Source organism: Serratia aquatilis, from assembly GCF_044865145.1.
GTDB classification, from domain to species: Bacteria; Pseudomonadota; Gammaproteobacteria; order Enterobacterales; family Enterobacteriaceae; genus Chania; species Chania aquatilis.
This window is the reverse complement of sequence record NZ_CP173186.1, coordinates 117888-135991: the sequence shown is the minus strand read 5'-3', so window position 1 is coordinate 135991 and position 18104 is coordinate 117888. Positions and strand designations below refer to the sequence as shown.

At 49.0% G+C, this 18104-nt stretch carries 16 protein-coding genes; 6 read left to right on the top strand and 10 right to left on the bottom strand.

Annotated elements, in window-relative coordinates:
• Nucleotides 1-15 precede the first annotated feature (15 nt).
• The 6 genes from SAQUA_RS00595 to SAQUA_RS00570 all read left to right on the top strand — a co-directional run bounded on the left by SAQUA_RS00595 (nt 16) and on the right by SAQUA_RS00570 (nt 5003).
• A complete protein-coding gene (locus SAQUA_RS00595) occupies nt 16-444 on the top strand; it encodes a fimbrial protein (RefSeq protein ID WP_380673832.1) in 429 nt (142 codons plus the stop codon).
• 189 nt (nt 445-633) lie between these two features.
• Nucleotides 634-1179 carry a fimbrial protein gene (locus SAQUA_RS00590; protein WP_380673833.1) on the top strand — a complete coding sequence of 182 codons (546 nt, stop codon included), beginning with the start codon at nt 634-636 and terminating at the stop codon, nt 1177-1179.
• A gap of 163 nt (nt 1180-1342) precedes the next feature.
• Entirely contained in the window at nt 1343-1882 is a 540-nt protein-coding gene (locus SAQUA_RS00585) for a fimbrial protein (protein WP_380673834.1), read from the top strand.
• A 69-nt stretch (nt 1883-1951) separates the two neighbouring features.
• Nucleotides 1952-2167, top strand: a complete 216-nt coding sequence (locus tag SAQUA_RS00580; protein ID WP_380673835.1) for a hypothetical protein — start codon at nt 1952-1954, stop codon at nt 2165-2167.
• A gap of 409 nt (nt 2168-2576) precedes the next feature.
• Entirely contained in the window at nt 2577-3683 is a 1107-nt protein-coding gene (locus SAQUA_RS00575) for a fimbrial protein (protein ID WP_380673836.1), read from the top strand.
• Nucleotides 3684-3884: 201 nt separating this feature from the next.
• Nucleotides 3885-5003, top strand: a complete 1119-nt coding sequence (locus SAQUA_RS00570) for a fimbrial protein (protein WP_380673837.1) — start codon at nt 3885-3887, stop codon at nt 5001-5003.
• Between the two features lie 47 nt (nt 5004-5050).
• Here the strand turns inward: SAQUA_RS00570 and SAQUA_RS00565 are convergent, their stop codons facing one another.
• The 10 genes from SAQUA_RS00565 to SAQUA_RS00520 form a co-directional block, all read right to left on the bottom strand.
• Nucleotides 5051-7600, bottom strand: a complete 2550-nt coding sequence (locus SAQUA_RS00565; RefSeq protein ID WP_380673838.1) for a fimbria/pilus outer membrane usher protein — start codon at nt 7598-7600, stop codon at nt 5051-5053.
• A 238-nt stretch (nt 7601-7838) separates the two neighbouring features.
• Nucleotides 7839-8495, bottom strand: a complete 657-nt coding sequence (locus SAQUA_RS00560) for a molecular chaperone (protein WP_380673880.1) — start codon at nt 8493-8495, stop codon at nt 7839-7841.
• A gap of 675 nt (nt 8496-9170) precedes the next feature.
• Complete coding sequence (locus SAQUA_RS00555; protein WP_380673839.1) at nt 9171-9821, bottom strand: helix-turn-helix transcriptional regulator; 651 nt, start codon at nt 9819-9821, stop codon at nt 9171-9173.
• 178 nt (nt 9822-9999) lie between these two features.
• Entirely contained in the window at nt 10000-10545 is a 546-nt protein-coding gene (locus tag SAQUA_RS00550) for a fimbrial protein (protein ID WP_380673840.1), read from the bottom strand.
• Between the two features lie 109 nt (nt 10546-10654).
• The gene (locus SAQUA_RS00545) at nt 10655-11035 is read right to left on the bottom strand and encodes a transcriptional regulator (protein WP_380673841.1); all 381 of its coding nucleotides are present in this window, start codon (nt 11033-11035) and stop codon (nt 10655-10657) included.
• A 699-nt stretch (nt 11036-11734) separates the two neighbouring features.
• Nucleotides 11735-14323 carry a fimbria/pilus outer membrane usher protein gene (locus tag SAQUA_RS00540; RefSeq protein WP_380673881.1) on the bottom strand — a complete coding sequence of 863 codons (2589 nt, stop codon included), beginning with the start codon at nt 14321-14323 and terminating at the stop codon, nt 11735-11737.
• Between the two features lie 126 nt (nt 14324-14449).
• Nucleotides 14450-14995, bottom strand: coding sequence for a fimbrial protein (locus SAQUA_RS00535; protein ID WP_380673842.1), 546 nt, complete (start codon nt 14993-14995; stop codon nt 14450-14452).
• 631 nt (nt 14996-15626) lie between these two features.
• Nucleotides 15627-16166, bottom strand: coding sequence for a fimbrial protein (locus SAQUA_RS00530; protein ID WP_380673843.1), 540 nt, complete (start codon nt 16164-16166; stop codon nt 15627-15629).
• Between the two features lie 161 nt (nt 16167-16327).
• Entirely contained in the window at nt 16328-16873 is a 546-nt protein-coding gene (locus SAQUA_RS00525; protein WP_380673844.1) for a fimbrial protein, read from the bottom strand.
• A gap of 189 nt (nt 16874-17062) precedes the next feature.
• Entirely contained in the window at nt 17063-17608 is a 546-nt protein-coding gene (locus tag SAQUA_RS00520) for a fimbrial protein (protein WP_380673845.1), read from the bottom strand.
• Nucleotides 17609-18104: the final 496 nt, after the last annotated feature.

Below are 18104 nucleotides of genomic sequence, written 5' to 3'. Positions count from 1 at the left end.
TATGTAGGAATAGATATGAAAAAGTTAGCTCTGGTTGCTGCATGTGATTCTGTTGGTCTGGTTCAGGCGGCTTTTACTGGCACCATCACCTTTAACGGTGAACTGACGGCCAACACCTGTGAGGTGATAGTTGACGGCCAGGGAGCTAATGCTAACGTGGCTCTGCCAACTATCGGCACCAACCAACTGACTGCTGCGACAAACACTGCAGGCCGTACCGGTTTTAACATGGCGCTGAGCAACTGTGCCGGAACCTTGAAAACCGCGTCCGCCTTCTTTGAAGCTGGGGCTTCTGTTGATCAGGTGAGTGGCCGTCTGAAGAATATGACCGGCACAGCCACCAACGTAGACCTGCAACTGCGTGACGGTTCCAGCGCTGCCGAAACGGTGATTGCTGCCGGTACGGTGATTAGCAGCGTGGTGTATTCCATTCAGTATAAATAAGTACCTTGGGAAATACATTCCCCCAAGTTTAACGTTCAAACGCCGGTTATTGTCTTAATAACCTGCCATTTAATCAATGACTTTTTTCCGGTTAATGACCGGGAATAACACATATCCATAACATATGGATATTACCCCATATCCTTTCAATCACTATTGGAAGGGTTTATTAAACAGAAAGGAATAGATATGAAAAAGTTAACGCTGATTACTTCACTGGTTGCTGCATGCGGTTTTTCTGGTCTGGCTCAGGCGGCGTCTAGCGGCACCATCACCTTTAACGGTGAACTGACGGCCAACACCTGTGAGGTGATAGTTGACGGTCAGGGAGCTAATGCTAACGTGGCTTTGCCACCTATCGGCACCAACCAACTGACCTCTGCCACGCAGACCGCGGGCCGTACTGGTTTTAACATGGCGCTGAACAACTGTGCCGGAACGTTGAAAACCGCGTCCGCCTTCTTTGAAGCTGGTGCCACCGTTGACCAGGTGAGTGGCCGTCTGAAGAATATGACCGGCACTGCCACCAACGTAGACCTGCAACTGCGTGACGGTTCCAGCGCTGCTGAAACGGTGATTGCTGCCGGTAGCCAGAGCCAGCGTACCAGCACAACCTACGTCAACGTTGAGTCTGGCACGGCTAACCTGCCTTACTTTGTCGAGTACTATGCCAATGGCCCGACCACTGCCGGTACGGTGATCAGCAGCGTGGTGTACTCCATTCAGTACAAATAAGGGTAGGTGTAACCCCCTACTTTATTAATACTGTTAAGCGACGTATTTGAATAACAGATAAATATTTGGCAGGCAATTCAAGAACCTCTTATTTTTTAAAGATAAAGATGAGGAGTGCCTACCTATATTCATCAAGCGGAATATTAAATAGGAATATATATCAATGTATAAATTAGCTCTTTCGGCGGGGGTTTTTCTTTCCCTTACCAGTATGAACTTTGCGCAAGCTGACGCCACCGGAACTGTAAATTTTCAAGGTAAATTATACGAGACTACTTGTGATGTTTCTGTCGAAGAGCAGGGGCCTGATGCCATTGTCACCCTGCCACCTGTCGGTATTGAGCAGTTGAGCTCCGCGGGAATGATAGCAGGGAGAACAGAGTTTAATATGAAACTGTCGGATTGCCCCTATGTGACAGGGGGAGGTCGAGTGACTGCATTTTTCGAGGCAGGTCCTACGGTTGATCTGGTTACGGGCCGTTTGAAAAATGCATCTGGCACGGCAGGAAATGTTGACCTCATCATTTACTACGGAAGTAGTACTGTCCAATCCAGAGCAGGTACACTACCTAAGATGCATTATTCTTTCTCGGGCAATCCAACTACCGTGACTTTACCGTATGCTGTGGCATATTACGCCAAGGCTCCAACTACGGCCGGATCGGTCAGAAGCTCGGTGGTATATTCCATCAGCTATCGATAAATTGATATCAATGCTGAATAATTAGAGTTTTAGCATGAAAACTCCACCGCGAATTTCTCGCGGTGGAGAATGGCTGAGAGGGAGTGGGCAAAACTGCGTGACGGTTCCAGCGCTACCGAAGAGGTGATCGTCGCCGGTAACCAGAGCCAGCGTACCAGCACAACCTATGTCAACGTTGAGTCTGGCACGGCTAACCTGCCTTACTCCGTAGAGTACTATGCCAATGGCACGACAACTGCCGGTACCATAATCAGCAGCGTGGTGTACTCCATTCAGTACAAGTAATGGTATAGGGGAGGCAAGCCTCTCCCAGTTTTGAGCCACACGTAAGATTCAGGCTGTGTCTTCATTGTTCATGCGTGCCTACTGCGGGCAACCAAGAGATGTAGCCTGGTTATAGCACTGATATTTTTACTAATAATTACAATGCGTTATTTAAATAAATTGCAAAAAATACGGTACTGAACCCCATAAACCTTCATAGGCTAATCATGCTGTCTATACTGAAGTCATAAGTATGATGGCGATGTGCGCTTATGAATGCAATACAGAGAACAAGCGGTAACCATAGCCGTAGACATTAGGTCAACCCTAGAGCACTAAATACCTAACGCAAGCCTACCCTTAGTAATTCCTTAGTGTAGAGATAGGTTGCCTAGTGTCAGCATACCTTGAGCGTGAAGCGAGTAACGATATGAATAAGCTTAAAAAAGTCATTTTAGGAAGTGTTTTACTAAGTTGCAGCCAATATGTATTGGCTGCAGTCACCTGTACTGCGAATAGTTTTACTGCCCGTAATTTTGTTACTACCTTGGCTCCGGCTAATATTACCGTTGGACCGGACATACCCAACGGAACCGTTGTCTATCGGCTTGATTTTAAAGACCCAGGAACAAACGCTGGTGCTTTCACTTGTGGTCCAGGTTCTTTTAGCGTACCACAAAATCTGGAATACAATAGCACGCCGCTGCCTTTAAGCAGTTGGAGTGGCACTCCTTTTCCTAATCGTGTGTACCAAACTTCAGTACCCGGTATCGGGGTTGCCATTTCCAGTGACTTAACCAACCAAGCCATACCGACTGCAGCATTTACTACAACTTATTCTGGCACGAATTTTTACAGTTTTAGTATTCGTATCAACGCGGTGCTCAGCCTAATCAAAATCGGTGCGGTTTCACCGGGAACCATCACCGGGGCTTCATTGCCAACGGTACGCTTAAATCTGGGGCCGGACCCAAGCGTATCTAACTCTGTTATAAGGGTTTACAACCTTAGCTATGCGGGCTCACTCAATGTGGTCTCTCAGACCTGTACTACCCCGGACGTCAATGTTCCTTTAGGTTCTTTTGAAACCAGTATTTTCACTGCAGTCGGTACCGTCACCCCTTGGAAGGATGCGTCTATTACTTTGAATAATTGCCCTCGTTTTTATGGCTATTATAACAACTCATCCTACAATACCTCACCAGGGTCAGGTGCAACGACCGTTGGGAGTGCAGTAGCAAATATTTTAAATGTCAAATTGACGCCACAGAATAGTATCTGGGATACCGTTAAAGGAATAATGAATATAACCAGTGGTACTGGTGCAGCATCAGGTGTTGGCATTCAATTAGCCTGGGGCGATAAATCTGGCACACCGCAACCGATTAATTGGAATCAAACTTACAATTACACCCCAGGAAACACGACTGCGACGACGTTCAAGATCCCGCTTTCGGCAAGATATTATCAGACCAGTAACACGGTTACACCCGGGCGAGCGAATGGCAACGTAACGTTCACTATAAACTATTACTAAACGCGAAATAAAAATTACAGTGTAAGTCTGTAGGATGAACGATGTCCCTACAGACTTAATTATTCATGAAACACTTTTAAATATATGATGTTCGTTTTTGAAGTTTGCAAGCAGTTACATCGTTAAAAGCTTTCTAGATTATACAGTTATTGTTTATGAAAGGTTTCATAATTCAAACAATTGTCATTCAAGGGCATAACCATGAGACTTCAAAAAAAACATATTTTACTCCTCTCTATAGCTATCGCAGCTACTGTTAACTCCCGGGTTGGTATGGCGATGACCTGCAATCTGTCCCCGACCGAAGGCGCACTGAATACCACCGCACCGTTTCAGGGCAGCAATATTTACATTGGTCCCGATGCAGCCAACGGTACGGTGCTTTATAACCTGTACTTTAACCCTTCACGCAGGATCGTCATAAATTGCGATACCCCATCCACGGCCTACCGGCCAACCATTAATTGGACATTTTCATCAACCCCTCGCCCCTTATCAAGCTGGTCTGGCTCGCCCTATGGTGGCAAAGTGTATGAGACCGGTGTTCCAGGCATCGGCGTTGCCGTGCGCAATGCTTCCACTGCTATCCCATTTACCAGTAATCCATGGGGAACAACAACTGGCGGTATCAGTTGGCTGGCGCAAAACGGATTCAATTTCGATCTGGTGCTGTTAAAAATAGGAAATATCACACCTGGAATAGTAAATGGCGCAAACTTACCGACAGTACAAATTTATTTTCAAACGCCACTTACCCCTCAAATTGGCGTCACTACGGTTAGATTTACGGGTACGTTAAATATTACCTCCAGTACCTGTACTACGCCTGATGTTAATGTCCCGTTGGGAACGTATGACGCAAACAAAGTATTTACCGCTGTTGGAAGTACCACCCCCTGGGTTAACGCAAGTATAAAATTAAGCAACTGCCCGAGATTTTATGGAACGCTTAATGATGTGCAGCAAACATACACTTCACCGGGCGGTTCCCCAGCAGCCGTTGGACCATCGATTGCTAACAAGTTGAATCTGATTTTAAACGCCAACACCTCCGTTATTGATAATGCGAAAGGTATAATGTCAGTTGCGCCAGGAAGCTCAAGCGCATCTGGTGTCGGCATACAAATGTCTACCGGTAATGTGGGGGACACCACGACAAATTTTGTATTTTTTGGCGGGGCCGGGCAACTTTATACGATGGCAAACAGTACTGCTACAGGGTTTACTCTCCCTCTGCGGGCACGGTATATACAGACCAATGCATCTGTAACGCCGGGAAAAGCAAACGGCTCAGTCACATTCACCATTAATTACTATTAATGGCTACAGTCAAGGTGGGTTGGCGTTACTAAAAAACGCCTACCCACCTACTGGCAGACAGAATTAAACTGTTGAATAAACTGTTGTGGTGGGCTGTTCTTTGCCTGTGGTAGCAAGCGGTAGCCCACCATACATTGCATGTCACTACTGTCACCCCATTTCACCTGCAACTGCCCTTTGTCTTCCGCCACTCGAGCATAGATTTGCCCGCCTTGGCCAACCGAGCCCACGCTGTTGCCCTTGCTGTCCAGCACGTCTGCCCCAAACTGTACCGGATCGCCCTGATAGGTCGCCACGATCAGGACCGGCTGGCCTCGTTTAACGATGTACTTCACTTTAACCACTGCACCCGAATAGGGAGCGACTTTTTGTAGGGTGGTATCCAATTCGACATTCGCCGCTGTTCCTATCGGATCTAGGCTGATTTCATTCAACTGATAGGGATTCAGGTACGGCACCACCGCATAACCCCGCGAGTTCACCGATACTCCCGGATAGGAAGATACGCTCGCCCCTTCTGCCCCCTTGGCCTCAACCAAAGCTACGGTATCGGAGGTGTACGGCGTAAAGGTCAAACCGCCGGAATGTCCGATCACCGTCCCACTCAGGCCAGCCGAGGCACTCTGGTAGTTCTTACCGGTGCTGTAGGTGCCGCTCATTGCAGTGACTCGAGTACGGTAGTTGCCACTGAGCGTACCGCTAGCACCCTGTCCCTGATTGGCATTCATCGCCGTAACCCCGTAGCTGAACTGGTTATCTTTGCCCATTGAGCCGGAGATCGCCGCCTGCTGACCGGTGCGCCCGGTGGTGTCATTGGTCAGATCCATGCGAAATTGCGGCGTGTGCGTTGCGTCACTTCGCCCCAGCGGCAGGCTGAAACTAATGAGGAAGTTGGTTTGCATTGAACCCAAGCTGGAATAACTGCGGTTCGCACTAACCCCATAGGATAGGCTTTTGTACTGGTTGTTGTACCCTACCTGATATTGCATATCGCGGCCTTCCTGCCCCCAGTAAGTCTGCACTGAGCCACTGATATACAATTGGCCCCAGTTCTCTGGTAGCCCTTGCCCGGCTGTCAGGGTCAACCGATTTTTGATGTTTGAAACGGTATCGACTGAATTCCCTTCGCTAACTGCGTTTCGAGCCTGCATCGCGCTAAGAAAATCCAAGTAACTGGTGGAAGAGTGACGCAGCACTACGGAAAGGTTGCTGTGAGTTTCATTGATAAGCTTACTGTAGCTGAGTTGGTAGTTCTGCCCACTTAGCGACTTGTCTGAACTACCATCATTACTATTACCCAGTTGAATCCGCGCCTGGGTGACATCAAAAGAGAGTGCGCCGATCGGGATACCAAAAGCGGCACCAACCTGTAGGGCATAATAATCCTGACTGGCCTGTACACCGCCATAGCCGGTAATAGCGTTGGTCAGGCCATGTAAGTAGGTAGTCTGGAATAAAGCCGGTTTTTCACGCAGGCCTGCGCTACGCAACTCCCCAGCGGTGAATGCATAGCGGGATGCCCCTGGGCGCAGCAACTGGGCCACTGAAGCATACGGCACCCGGAATGTCTGAACGGTACCGTCAGACTCACGCACGGTGACCTCCAGATCGCCGCCGTAGCCGGTCGGGTAGAGATCGTTGATCAGGAACTCGCCAGGGGTGACGGTGGTTTCATACAGCACCTGACCGCCCTGCCGCACGGTTACCCGGGCGTTGGTGCGGGCAATTCCGCGAATATCCGGCGCAAAGCCGCGTAGAGACTCGGGCAACATACGTTCGTCACTAGCCAGTTGCACACCGGTAAATGGCAACGTATCAAATAACTGCCCGGTGGTATTCGACTCACCGAAAAGCACGCGCCCTTTCAACAATGGGATATCACGCTGCAGATAGGTATTAATGGAACTGTATTGATTGTCGTCATTACTCAACCGACTATAGGAACCGTTGTGCCGCAGGTACCAGGCACCGACGTTAAGCCCAGCGTTGACCCCGGCAAACAGGGTGCTAAAGGAAGTGCCATTTGATTCGCTGGAATACCCGTTGACGTTATAGCCAAGTAGGATTGCAGGAATACCACTGTCCCACAACTCAGGGCTCACCGTTCCTCGTGCCGTATTAAGCATGTAAACCTGGGGGATAACCAGATCCAGACGTTGCTCATTGCTGTCGAAATTAACCTGGGCTTCTGGCAGTTTCTGCTGCAAATCCATGCACTTTTTGTCACCAGTCAACTGGCTTAAAAAATCATCTGGCAATTTTTCGTAATTAAATGAAATACCTTCAATCAGATCTTTGCTCAAACAGGGATAAACCGACTTATCCGCGCGTACTTTAAATTCAATATCAGAGTTAATGGTAAATTGCTCATTAACGTACAGCGCGGTTTTATACACACCGGGAAGCGCAGAGGCCCCCTTGGCAAAGCGGCTAAGATCGACCGGCTTCGTTCCCTGAGCATTGAGGAAAATCGGGTCAAATTCCGCAGTCTCCTGTGCAGCAACCGAGTTCGAAATTGCTATGCTGACGCTCGCGACAAGCACGACAACAAATGAAGGAAAAAGGCTACGGGCGAGGTATCGCAAACGTTCTGACACTCCGTCTCCTTACGCGTTGAATAACAAAGCCAGCGCATATTAGATTTGCGGAACATACCCAGCACTTTCAATATTCAGGAGGTGGCCAACGTTAATAGCCCCTCTTGGGTTGTTGTCATCAACATACGTATCAAAGTCGCTTGGGCATAACGAATAAGTCGCCAGACTAAGAGCCTGGGAAGATAGGCTCTTATTGCCACATTGATTGCCTGACAGATTCAATCCCGAATCGTTTCCGTTACTTAATCACAGCTTCAAACGGGTTTACTGCCCCGTAATCATTGACAAAATCCCCGGTAATTTTACTGCCAGCCTTACCAGGCAGATTGAAAGTCAGTGTGCCGCGTGGTGCGACCATATCCCCTTCTATTTCCTTACCGTTGACCTTAAGACTGACAAAGGAAACATGGTAGGGAGTGGGGTTGGTGGCTTGCAGGCCATTGCCCTGTGCCTGCCAGGTCACCGCTTTTGCTGCGTCGTTGGCATTGCCTTCCAGCCCCGTAGGGCGATAGAACAGCTTGATGCGCGAACGGAAAGCCATCTGCAGGAAATTCTCATCGGCTTTGGCTTGTTTCTTGGCCGGAACCTCAAGCACATTCAGCCAGAACACGGATTCTTTATCCATCGGCAAAGCGCCGCCGGCATAGCTGATACGCAGCGTTTGCCCCTTGCCCGCTTCAACACGGTTCATCGGTGGGGTCAGGACGAAAGGCACCTGGATAGAAGAAGGCTGTGCATCGGTATCGCCTTTATCGATCCAGCTTTGTAGCAGGACGGGAGAGGTGCCCACATTGTTGATTTTGACACTGACTTCCTTGGCATCAGACGGATAAATCACCCGAGTACCGGTGATCACCACACTGGCCAGGCTGTGGGTACTGAACAGTGCTAGCATTGTCAGGCTGAGTACCTGACGACTATTGCAACAGGAAATCTTCATCATCCGCTCCCGGTTATTGTGTATACCTAGGCTGTGTCCCTTAACTGCACGCGAGTGCCGCTGGCGGTCATTTTCGCGCAGGGCAAGGCGTGAGCCGCGAGGTTTGGTGGACCAAATAAGCGGCGAACAACGCAGCAATGCACGCAAATGGCCCCAGCCCGAAGGGTCGCGCCCCAAAAGCCCGTTCGAAGTAAAGTCGGGCTTGAACAGAGGCCCACTCTGCCCTTCACCCTCCGCCTTGATAACGGGCTTTTGGGTCTGCGACGGCACCACGGACAGTTAAGGGACACAGCCTAGATAATTCGAGTTACAGCAAGGCCGTAAAGGTACAGCCCTCAAAGACGGACCAATCCGCAAATCAGATACTTCACTTAAGTAGAATAGACCAAACTTTCGATAATACGAGTTGACCAAAGGAGATAAACGCTGGTCTACGGGAAAGGAGATTGGAGGAGAAAAATTATCACAGGAGCTAAAACGTTTACGCTAAATAACTCAAGTGGCTTCAAGATGGCAACTGTCAGGGTCGCCCTTCCAGTAACCCTTACCCGTGCTGGTGGGTTGTGAAAGTCACGACCTGACTGACGATGTTGCAAAAGGACCGATCATGATGCAGTTTGATTTAAAAAACTACACATCGCCTCTAAGTAATTCATTCATCATATGCGTGTCGTTGCCACATTTCATTAAGCCATGTAATGAGGGGATACCCAGCTTATTCAACGCCGAGCGTTTGTGGCCACTGACCGTTTTCTGATTAATCTCTAAGGTTCTTGCCACCTTCAGGACCGGCATTCCTTTCAACAGATGCCTCAATACCTTGATTTCCTGATAGGTCAGCGGTGTGGCCTGTTGTTTTCTGGGTGCAATTTCCAGCGAGTCGGTAACCAACGCTTGCAGATACTTGCGTAGATCTTCAATGCTTATAGCGTAGTCCAGTACCGTAATCACATTCCTAAGACCTGACAGATAGTGCTTTAGTCTTCCTATCGAATTAGCCTGGGCCATAATAACTACCTTGGCCTGTGGATGGTACAGGGGTAACTGATTGATAATGATATCAAGAATAGTTCCATAGCTATAACCATTACCTTGCAACCCTAAAATAAAGAAATCCACATCTTTATTCTGCCACAGATGATAAGCCCTGGATTGTAAATCAACGCTATCAGAACTGATTTTCAAACCTAAATCATTCGATAACTCTCTCAGTATAAAATCAATTCCTTCGCGGGTATATGCACATGCATGCTGAAGGTAAAAGCTTTTTCCCTCTTTCATATCCACCCTTATATTAGAGGATATGCACTTACCGTTATCAGGTGGTGCACGCCCTCCGTATTATATAAGTGACCACCAGCGGTGATCACTTGCCATTAATAAATGCAGTCTGCATAGACTTTCGAGTATTTATCCGTTATGCAATCACAACGAAATGAATAAGGAGGGTTCCCTACTCTTACTTATACTGAATGGAATACACCACGCTGCTGACTACGGTACCGGCAGTGGTTGCACCCTTGGCATAATACTCTACAGAGTAAGGCAGGTTAGCCGTGCCAGACTCAACGTTGACATAGGTTGTGCTGGTACGCTGGCTCTGGTTACCAGCCACGATCACAGTTTCACCAGCGCTGGAACCGTCGCGCAGTTGCAGGTCTACATTGGTGGCCGTGCCGGTCATATTCTTCAGACGACCGCTCGCCAGGTCAACGGAGGCACCGGCTTCAAAGAAGGCAGACGCGGTTTTCAGGGTGCCCGCACAATTTTTCAGCGCCATGTTAAAACCGGTGCGACCCGCAGTTTTTGTTGCAGCAGTCAGTTGGTTGATGCCGATGATTGGCAGTTTAACCAAGGCATCGGCGGTCTGACCGTCAACTACCACGTCGCAGGTGTTGGCCGTCAGTTCACCGTTAAAGGTGATAACTCCAGTTGAAGCCGCCTGAGCCAGACCAGCAAAACCACATGCAGCAACCAGTGAAGCAATCATCGTTAACTTTTTCATATCTATTCCTATTTGTTTAATAAACCCTTTCACTAGTGAGCGAAAGAGTATTCGTTAAAATCCATATATTATGGATGTGTGATACCCGGTAATTTACCGAGCTAAAAAATTACCCGTAAAAAAGTGTCGTCACTTTATGGTTATCAACGAAATAACCGGTATCACGTACACTCGCTATAAAATCAGCGGGAAGACCAACAGCTGACAGTTTCTTTCTTAATTCATTTATGGCGTGCCATAAACGTTGACTGGATGATGACAGGTTGTGCGCTTCCCAGACGTTATTGAGAATATCGTCTTTCGAAATAATGGCATCGCTATTCGTCATCAGTAACAAAGTTAATAATCGTACCAGGTTGACATTAAGCGTCACTACCCTGATTGTCATCGCATTGACTGAAGACTCATCAGTAAAACGAACAAGTCTTCGCTTGTCGATATCGAGTAATACTTCCTCATCAATCACAAAACCGTAAATTTTACCTTTCATATACCATCACTATTAAATCAGTTGCTTTAGAAAATTAAGCCTTCTACTAATACTGTTGGCCAATCGTCTATAAGGTTATATACCCTTCATACTTCAAGTTGCATGGGTGTTGGCTTCGTCGGTTCGCACCAGTCACATAGTGAGCTATGCTCCTGGCGACTCTCAGACTTGCCGCCTACATGCAACTCGAATTATTTTGGTTATAAATCTGAGTAAGCAAACGAGTAAAAAAACTTTGTACATCACATCCCGTTCGTTGAGATAAATATTAAGTCATCAACAAGAAACTTCTTAGTGAAGTATTTTTATTTAAATCGTTAAGATGGCAAGACGCCTTGTACTGTGCTTCAAACCAGGCTTTCTTAACGCGATTCAGGTTATTTTTTGCATAAAAAAGTCACCCATACCTCCTTTCACATAACCTATTGATTTAAATTTTATTTTCTCAAGTTAAGATTTTTATGTCTGTTCGCCCTTCTTTTAACCCTCTCGATAAGTCAGCAAATAAGGGTAATGGAAATCTTATTATCCAATTGATTTATTTGTATAAAAATCTTAATAATGAATTTTTTACATTATCCCTTGGACCGCTCTTCGCCGCATTCCACACTGCTCTTGCAGAGAGGTTTATTACTTCAATTAAGTCGCTACTTGCACTTCAAATTAACCTCGGATTGATAAAGTTAACCCTGTGAAACATTAACTTTCTGCGGTGCCGTTTTGGCACGCCGAGGTGAAACGCTGGATTGCCGTGGCGGTATTTGCGCTGGCTTTCGCCTGCGGCAATAACCGGTAACCCACCTGGCATTGCATCTCGCCGCCATCACCCCATTTCACCTGCAACTGTCCCTTGTCTTCTGCAACGCGGGCATACAGTTGCCCGCCCTGGCCGACCGAGCCCACGCTGTTGCCCTTGCTGTCCAGCACGTCTGCACCGAACGGCACCGGTTCACCCCGGTAGGTCGCCATGATCAGTACCGGCTGGCCCCGTTTGGTGGCGTATTTCACTTTAACCACCGCCCCCGAGTACGGCGCCACTTTCTGCGTGGTGGTATCGAATTCCACATCCGCCGCAGCCCCTTTCGGATCCAGGCTGATTTCGTTCAACTGGTACGGGTTCAGGTACGGCACCACCGCATATCCACGTGAGTCAATCTTTACACCCGGATACGAGGAGACACTAGCCCCTTCCGCCCCCTTGGCCTCTACTAACGCCAGGGTATCCGAGGTATACGGCGTGAAGGTCACCCCACCCGCATGGCCCACCACCGTGCCGTTTACCCCGGCCGAGGCACTCTGGTAGCCCTTGCCGGTGCTGTAGGTGCCGCTCATTGCCGTGGCCGGTGTGCGGTAGTTACCGCTGAGCGTGCCGCTGGTGCCCTGGCCCTGATTGGCATTCATCGCCGTCACGCCGTAGCTGAACTGGCTCTCGGCCCCCGCGCTGCCAGATACCGCTACCTGCTGACCGGTGCGCCCGCTGGTGTCATGCGTCAGATCCATCCGCAACTGTGGCGTGTGCGTCTGGTCGCTGCGCCCCAACGGCAGGCTGAAACTGAGCAGGTAGTTGGTCTGGGTACTGCCTATGTTCGAGTAAGTCCGGCTGACGCTCAGGCCATACGACAGGCGCTGAAACTGGTTGTTGTAGCCCATCTGGTACTGCTTCTCACTGCCTTCCCGGTTCCAGTAGTTCTGTAGCGAGCCGCTGACGTACAACTGGCCCCAGTTTTCCGGTAGCCCCTGGCCCGCCGTCACGGTAAAGCGGTTCTTCGCCCGCCATACCGAGTCGGCCGAAAAGCCCTGTGCCACCGCATCGCGAGTCTGCATGGCGGTCATGAAATCCATATAGCCGTCGGTAGAGAAGCGGTAAGCGGCCAGCGACAGGTTACTGTTGGTCTCTGCAATGGCTTTACTGTAGCTGAGTTGGTAACTCTGCCCGCTGAGGCTGTTGCCCGCTTGATTGTCAGCGCCGTTCCCCAGTTGGGTCCGCGCCTGGGTGACGTCAAAGGCCATCGCCCCGATGGGCGTCCCAACGGCGGCACCAAGCTGCAGTGCATAGTAACCCTGGCTGGCCTGCAGGCCACCGTAGCCGGTGATGGCGTTGGTCAGCCCGTACTGGTAGGTGCCCTGGTACAGCGCTGCCTTGCTCCGGATACTGTCAGAACGCAGCTCACCGGCGGTGAATGCATAGCGGGATGCTCCGGGGCGCAGCAACTGGGCCACCGAGGCATACGGCACCCGGAACGTCTGCACGGTACCGTCGGCTTCACGCACAGTGACCTCGAGGTCGCCGCCGTAGCCGGTCGGGTAGAGATCGTTGATCAGGAACTCGCCGGGGGTGACGGTAGTTTCATACAGCACCTGATCGCCCTGCCGCACGGTTACCCGGGCGTTGGTACGGGCGATCCCGCGAATGTCCGGGGCATAACCGCGCAGGGATTCAGGCAGCATGCGCTCGTCACTGGCCAGTTGCACCCCGGTGAATGGCAGGGTGTCAAACAGCAGCCCCAGGGTATTGGATTGCCCGACCTGCGCCCGGCCCTTGATCAGCGGGATATCGCGCTGCAGGTAAGTATTGATGTTGCTGTACTTATTTGGGCTGTTATCCATGTAGCTATAGGCACCATTGTGGCGCAGGTACCAGGCACCGACGTTCAGCCCGGCGTTGACCCCGGCATACAGGGAACTGAAGGTCTGGCCCCGCGACTCGCTGGTATAGCCGTTGGCGTTGTAGCCGAGCAGGACGGCAGGAACCCCGTCATCCCACAGCTCTGGGCTGACGGTGCCACGGGCGGTCTTCAGCATATAGATTTGAGGGATCACCAGATCCAGCCGCTGTTCACCGCTGTCGAAATTGACCTGGGCTTCCGGCAGCTTCTGCTGCAGATCGAGGCAGAGCTCCCCCGATGCGCCCGGCGTCAGGAACCCGGCTGGCAGCGCATCAAAGTTAAAGGCGATGTTCTTGATCAGCTCGGCCGTCAGGCACGGATAGACGGACTTGTCGGACCGGGCTTTGAATTCGATATCGCGGTTGTCAATCAGCCCATCGTTGACATAAACAGCGGTGCGGTAGGTCCCCGGCAAAGCCGAAGCCCCGTGTGCAAAACGGCTGAGATCGACGGGTTGAGCACCACCATTGTTATTGAGGAACAGCGGGTCAAACTCCACACTCTCGCCAGTAGCAGGAGCCGCAGTTTGCGCATGGGCGCCCCCAAAACACAGCGCCGAAAGAATGGCCAGGGCCAAGGGCGATAATAGGCTCTGGAAACTCTTTTGCGAAAAATTTGACATAGAAACCCCTTCAGAACCTATTATCTGAATAATTTGAATCGTTAAACTCAATTACTTCTCGAATGATAAGCCGCTATTCAAATATGCTACTGGGCAGCTTTAATAAGGTGGGGATCCCCCTAAGCCTTATTTATACTGAATAGAGTACACAACGCTGCTGATCACCGTACCGGCAGTGGTCGGACCGTTGGCGTAATACTCTACGGCGTAAGGCAGGTTGGCACTGCCGCTGGATACGCTCAAATAAGTGTTATTGGCACGTTGGTTCTGGTTGCCAGCCTGGATCACAGCCTGACTGGCATTAGAGCCGTCACGCAGTTGTAGCCCCACATTGCCCGCCGTGCCAGTCATGTTCTTCAGACGCCCGGTCACGGTATCTACAGATGCCCCGGCGTCGAAAAAGGCCGATGCCGTTTTCAAGGTACCGGTACAACCGGTCAGCGCCATAATGAAGCTGGTGCGGCCTGCGGTCTGTGCAGCTGAGGTCAACTGGTTGATACCCACGGTCGGCAGGGTCACGGTGGCATTGGCATTTTGCCCATCCACAATCACGTTACAGGTGGAGGCAGTCAGTTCACCATTAAAGGTTATCGTACCGGTAGAGGCAGCCTGAGCCAGACCAGTAGAACCACATGCAGCAACCAATGAAGCAACGAGAGCTAACTTTTTCATATTTATTCCTATCTACCTTGTGTTGTTATGCCCGGCACTTCGCAGGGCAATAAATTATTGTTAGAAAGTGCCTTCACTTATGGTTATCAATGTAATAACCAGCATCACGCACACTTTCTATTAATTTAGTTTATTAGAGGATTAGACCCGTTTATTTATGCTACAGACTAATTCTCTATAAGGTTGTAAACCTGATTTAGCAATTGAGGAAAACAACTCTATGTATTACTCCCCCGTTCGCTGAGATAAATACTAACCACCAAGCAGGAAATGTCTTAGTGAAGTATTTTTATTTAAATCGTTAAGATAGCAAGACGCCATGGATCGTGCCTCTGGGCAAAATTTCTTAACGTGATTCAGGTTATTTTTCACGTAAAATAGGTCCAAACGTCATTTTTATTCAATAAATTGTTTTAAATACATATTTTTCAAATTAAGATTTTTAACTTCACTCGTTACTGTTTTAACCCTCACAGAGACTCTTGATGAAAAACCCAATATCACATTGATTTAAATGAATAAAAATCTTAATAACGAATTTTACATACTCCCTCTCAGCCACTCTCCACCGCGAGCAATTCGCGGTGGAGTTTCCATGCTAAAACTCTAATTATTCAGCATTGACGTCAATTTATCGGTAGCTGATGGAATATACCACCGAGCTCCTGACCGTTCCGGCAGTAGTTGGAGCCTTGGCGTAATATGCCACTGCATACGGTAAAGTCACGGTAGTTGGATTGCCCGAGAAAGTATAATGCATCTTAGGTTGTGTACCTGCTTTGGATTGGACAGTACCACCTCCGTAGTAAATGATGAGGTCAACATTTCCTGCCGTGCCAGATGCATTTTTCAAACGGCCCGTAACCAGATCAACCGTAGGACCTGCCTCGAAAAATGCAGTCACGGGGCCTCTAGCTGTCACCCAGGGACAATCCGACAGTTTCATATTAAACTCTGTTCTCCCTGCTATCATTCCTGCGGAACTCAACTGCTCAATACCGACAGTTGGCAGGGTGACAATGGCATCAGCACCCTGTTCTTCGACAGAAACATCACAAGTAGTCTCGTATAATTTACCTTGAAAATTTACAGTTCCGGTGGCGTCAGCTTGCGCAAAATTCATGCTGGCAAGGGAAAGAATAATCCCCGTCGAAATAGCTAATTTATGCATTAATATATATTCCTATTTAATATTCCGTTTGATGAATATAGGCAAGCACACCTCATATTTATCTTTAAAAAATAAGAGGCTCTTGAATTGCCTGCCAAATATTTATCTGTTATTCAAATACACCGCTTAACAGTATTAATAAAGTAGGGTTACACCTACCCTTATTTGTACTGAATGGAGTACACCACGCTGCTGATTACAGTACCGGCAGTGGTCGGGCCATTGGCATAGTACTCGACAAAGTAAGGCAGGTTAGCCGTGCCAGACTCAACGTTGACGTAGGTTGTGCTGGTACGCTGGCTCTGGCTACCGGCAGCAATCACCGTTTCAGCAGCGCTGGAACCGTCACGCAGTTGCAGGTCTACGTTGGTGGCAGTGCCGGTCATATTCTTCAGACGGCCACTCACCTGGTCAACGGTGGCACCAGCTTCAAAGAAGGCTGACGCGGTTTTCAGAGTACCAATACAATTTTTCAGCGCCATGTTAAAACCAGTACGACCCGCGGTCTGCGCAGCTGTGGTCAGTTGGTTGGTGCCGATAGCTGGCAAAGCCACGTTAGCATTAGCTCCCTGGCCGTCAACTATCACCTCACAGGTGTTGGCCGTCAGTTCACCGTTAAAGGTGATGGTGCCGGTAGACGCGGCCTGAGTCAGACCAGTAAAACCACATGCAGCAACCAGTGAAGCAATCAGCGTTAACTTTTTCATATCTATTCCTATTTGTTTAATAAACCCTTTCACTAGTGAGCGAAAGAGTATTCGTTAATATCCATATAATATGGATATGTGTTATTCCCGGTAATTAACCGGACAAAAGTCATTTATTAAATGGCAAGCTATTAAGACAATAACCGGCGTTTGAACGTTAAACTTGGGGGAATGTATTTCCCAAGGTACTTATTTATACTGAATGGAATACACCACGCTGCTGATCACTGTACCGGCAGTGGTCGGACCGTTGGCATAGTACTCAACAGCGTAAGGCAGGTTGGCACTGCCGCTGGCCACGCTCAGATACGCGGTATTGGCCCGCTGGTTCTGGTTGCCCGCCTGGATCACCGCCTGGCTGGCATTAGAGCCGTCACGCAATTGCAGCCCAACGTTGCCCGCCGTACCGGTCATGTTCTTCAGACGCCCGGTCACGGTATCTACAGATGCCCCGGCTTCGAAGAAGGCCGATGCCGTTTTCAGGGTCCCTGTACAACCGGTCAGCGCCATGACGAAGCCGGTGCGGCCTGCGGTCTGTGCGGCTGAGGTCAACTGGTTGATACCCACGGTCGGCAGGGTCACGGTGGCATTGGCATTTTGCCCATCCACAATCACGTTACAGGTGGAGGCCGTCAGTTCACCGTTAAAGGTGATAGTGCCGGTAGAGGCAGCCTGAGCCAGACCAGTAGAACCACATGCAGCAACCAATGAAGCAACGAGAGCTAACTTTTTCATATCTATTCCTACGTACCTTGTGTTGTTTAACCATTCCAATCGAGATTGAGAGGGTATTAGTTAATATCTATTCAAGAAGGCGACGTATTGCACTTATTAAATTAACAAGGCAATAACCCGTGGCCTGTATATACCCTTCATACTTCAAGTTGCATGGGTGTTGGCTACGTCCGTTCGCACCAGTCACATAGTGGGCTATGCTCCTGGCGACTCTCGGACTTGCCACCTACATGCAACTCAAATTATTTTGGGTATAGTTTCAAAACCAAATCAGTAAACGAGTAAAGTTACTATTTTCACTACTTCCCCGTTTCGTTGAGACAAATACTAACCCTCCAACAAGAAACTTCTTAGTGAAGTATTTTTATTTAAATCGTTAAGATGACAAGGCGCCTTGTACCACGCATCAGGGCAAATATTCTTAACGCAATTCAGGTTTTTTTTTGCATAAAAATGACAAATTCATCATTTCAAAATAAAAACTTGATTTATATGG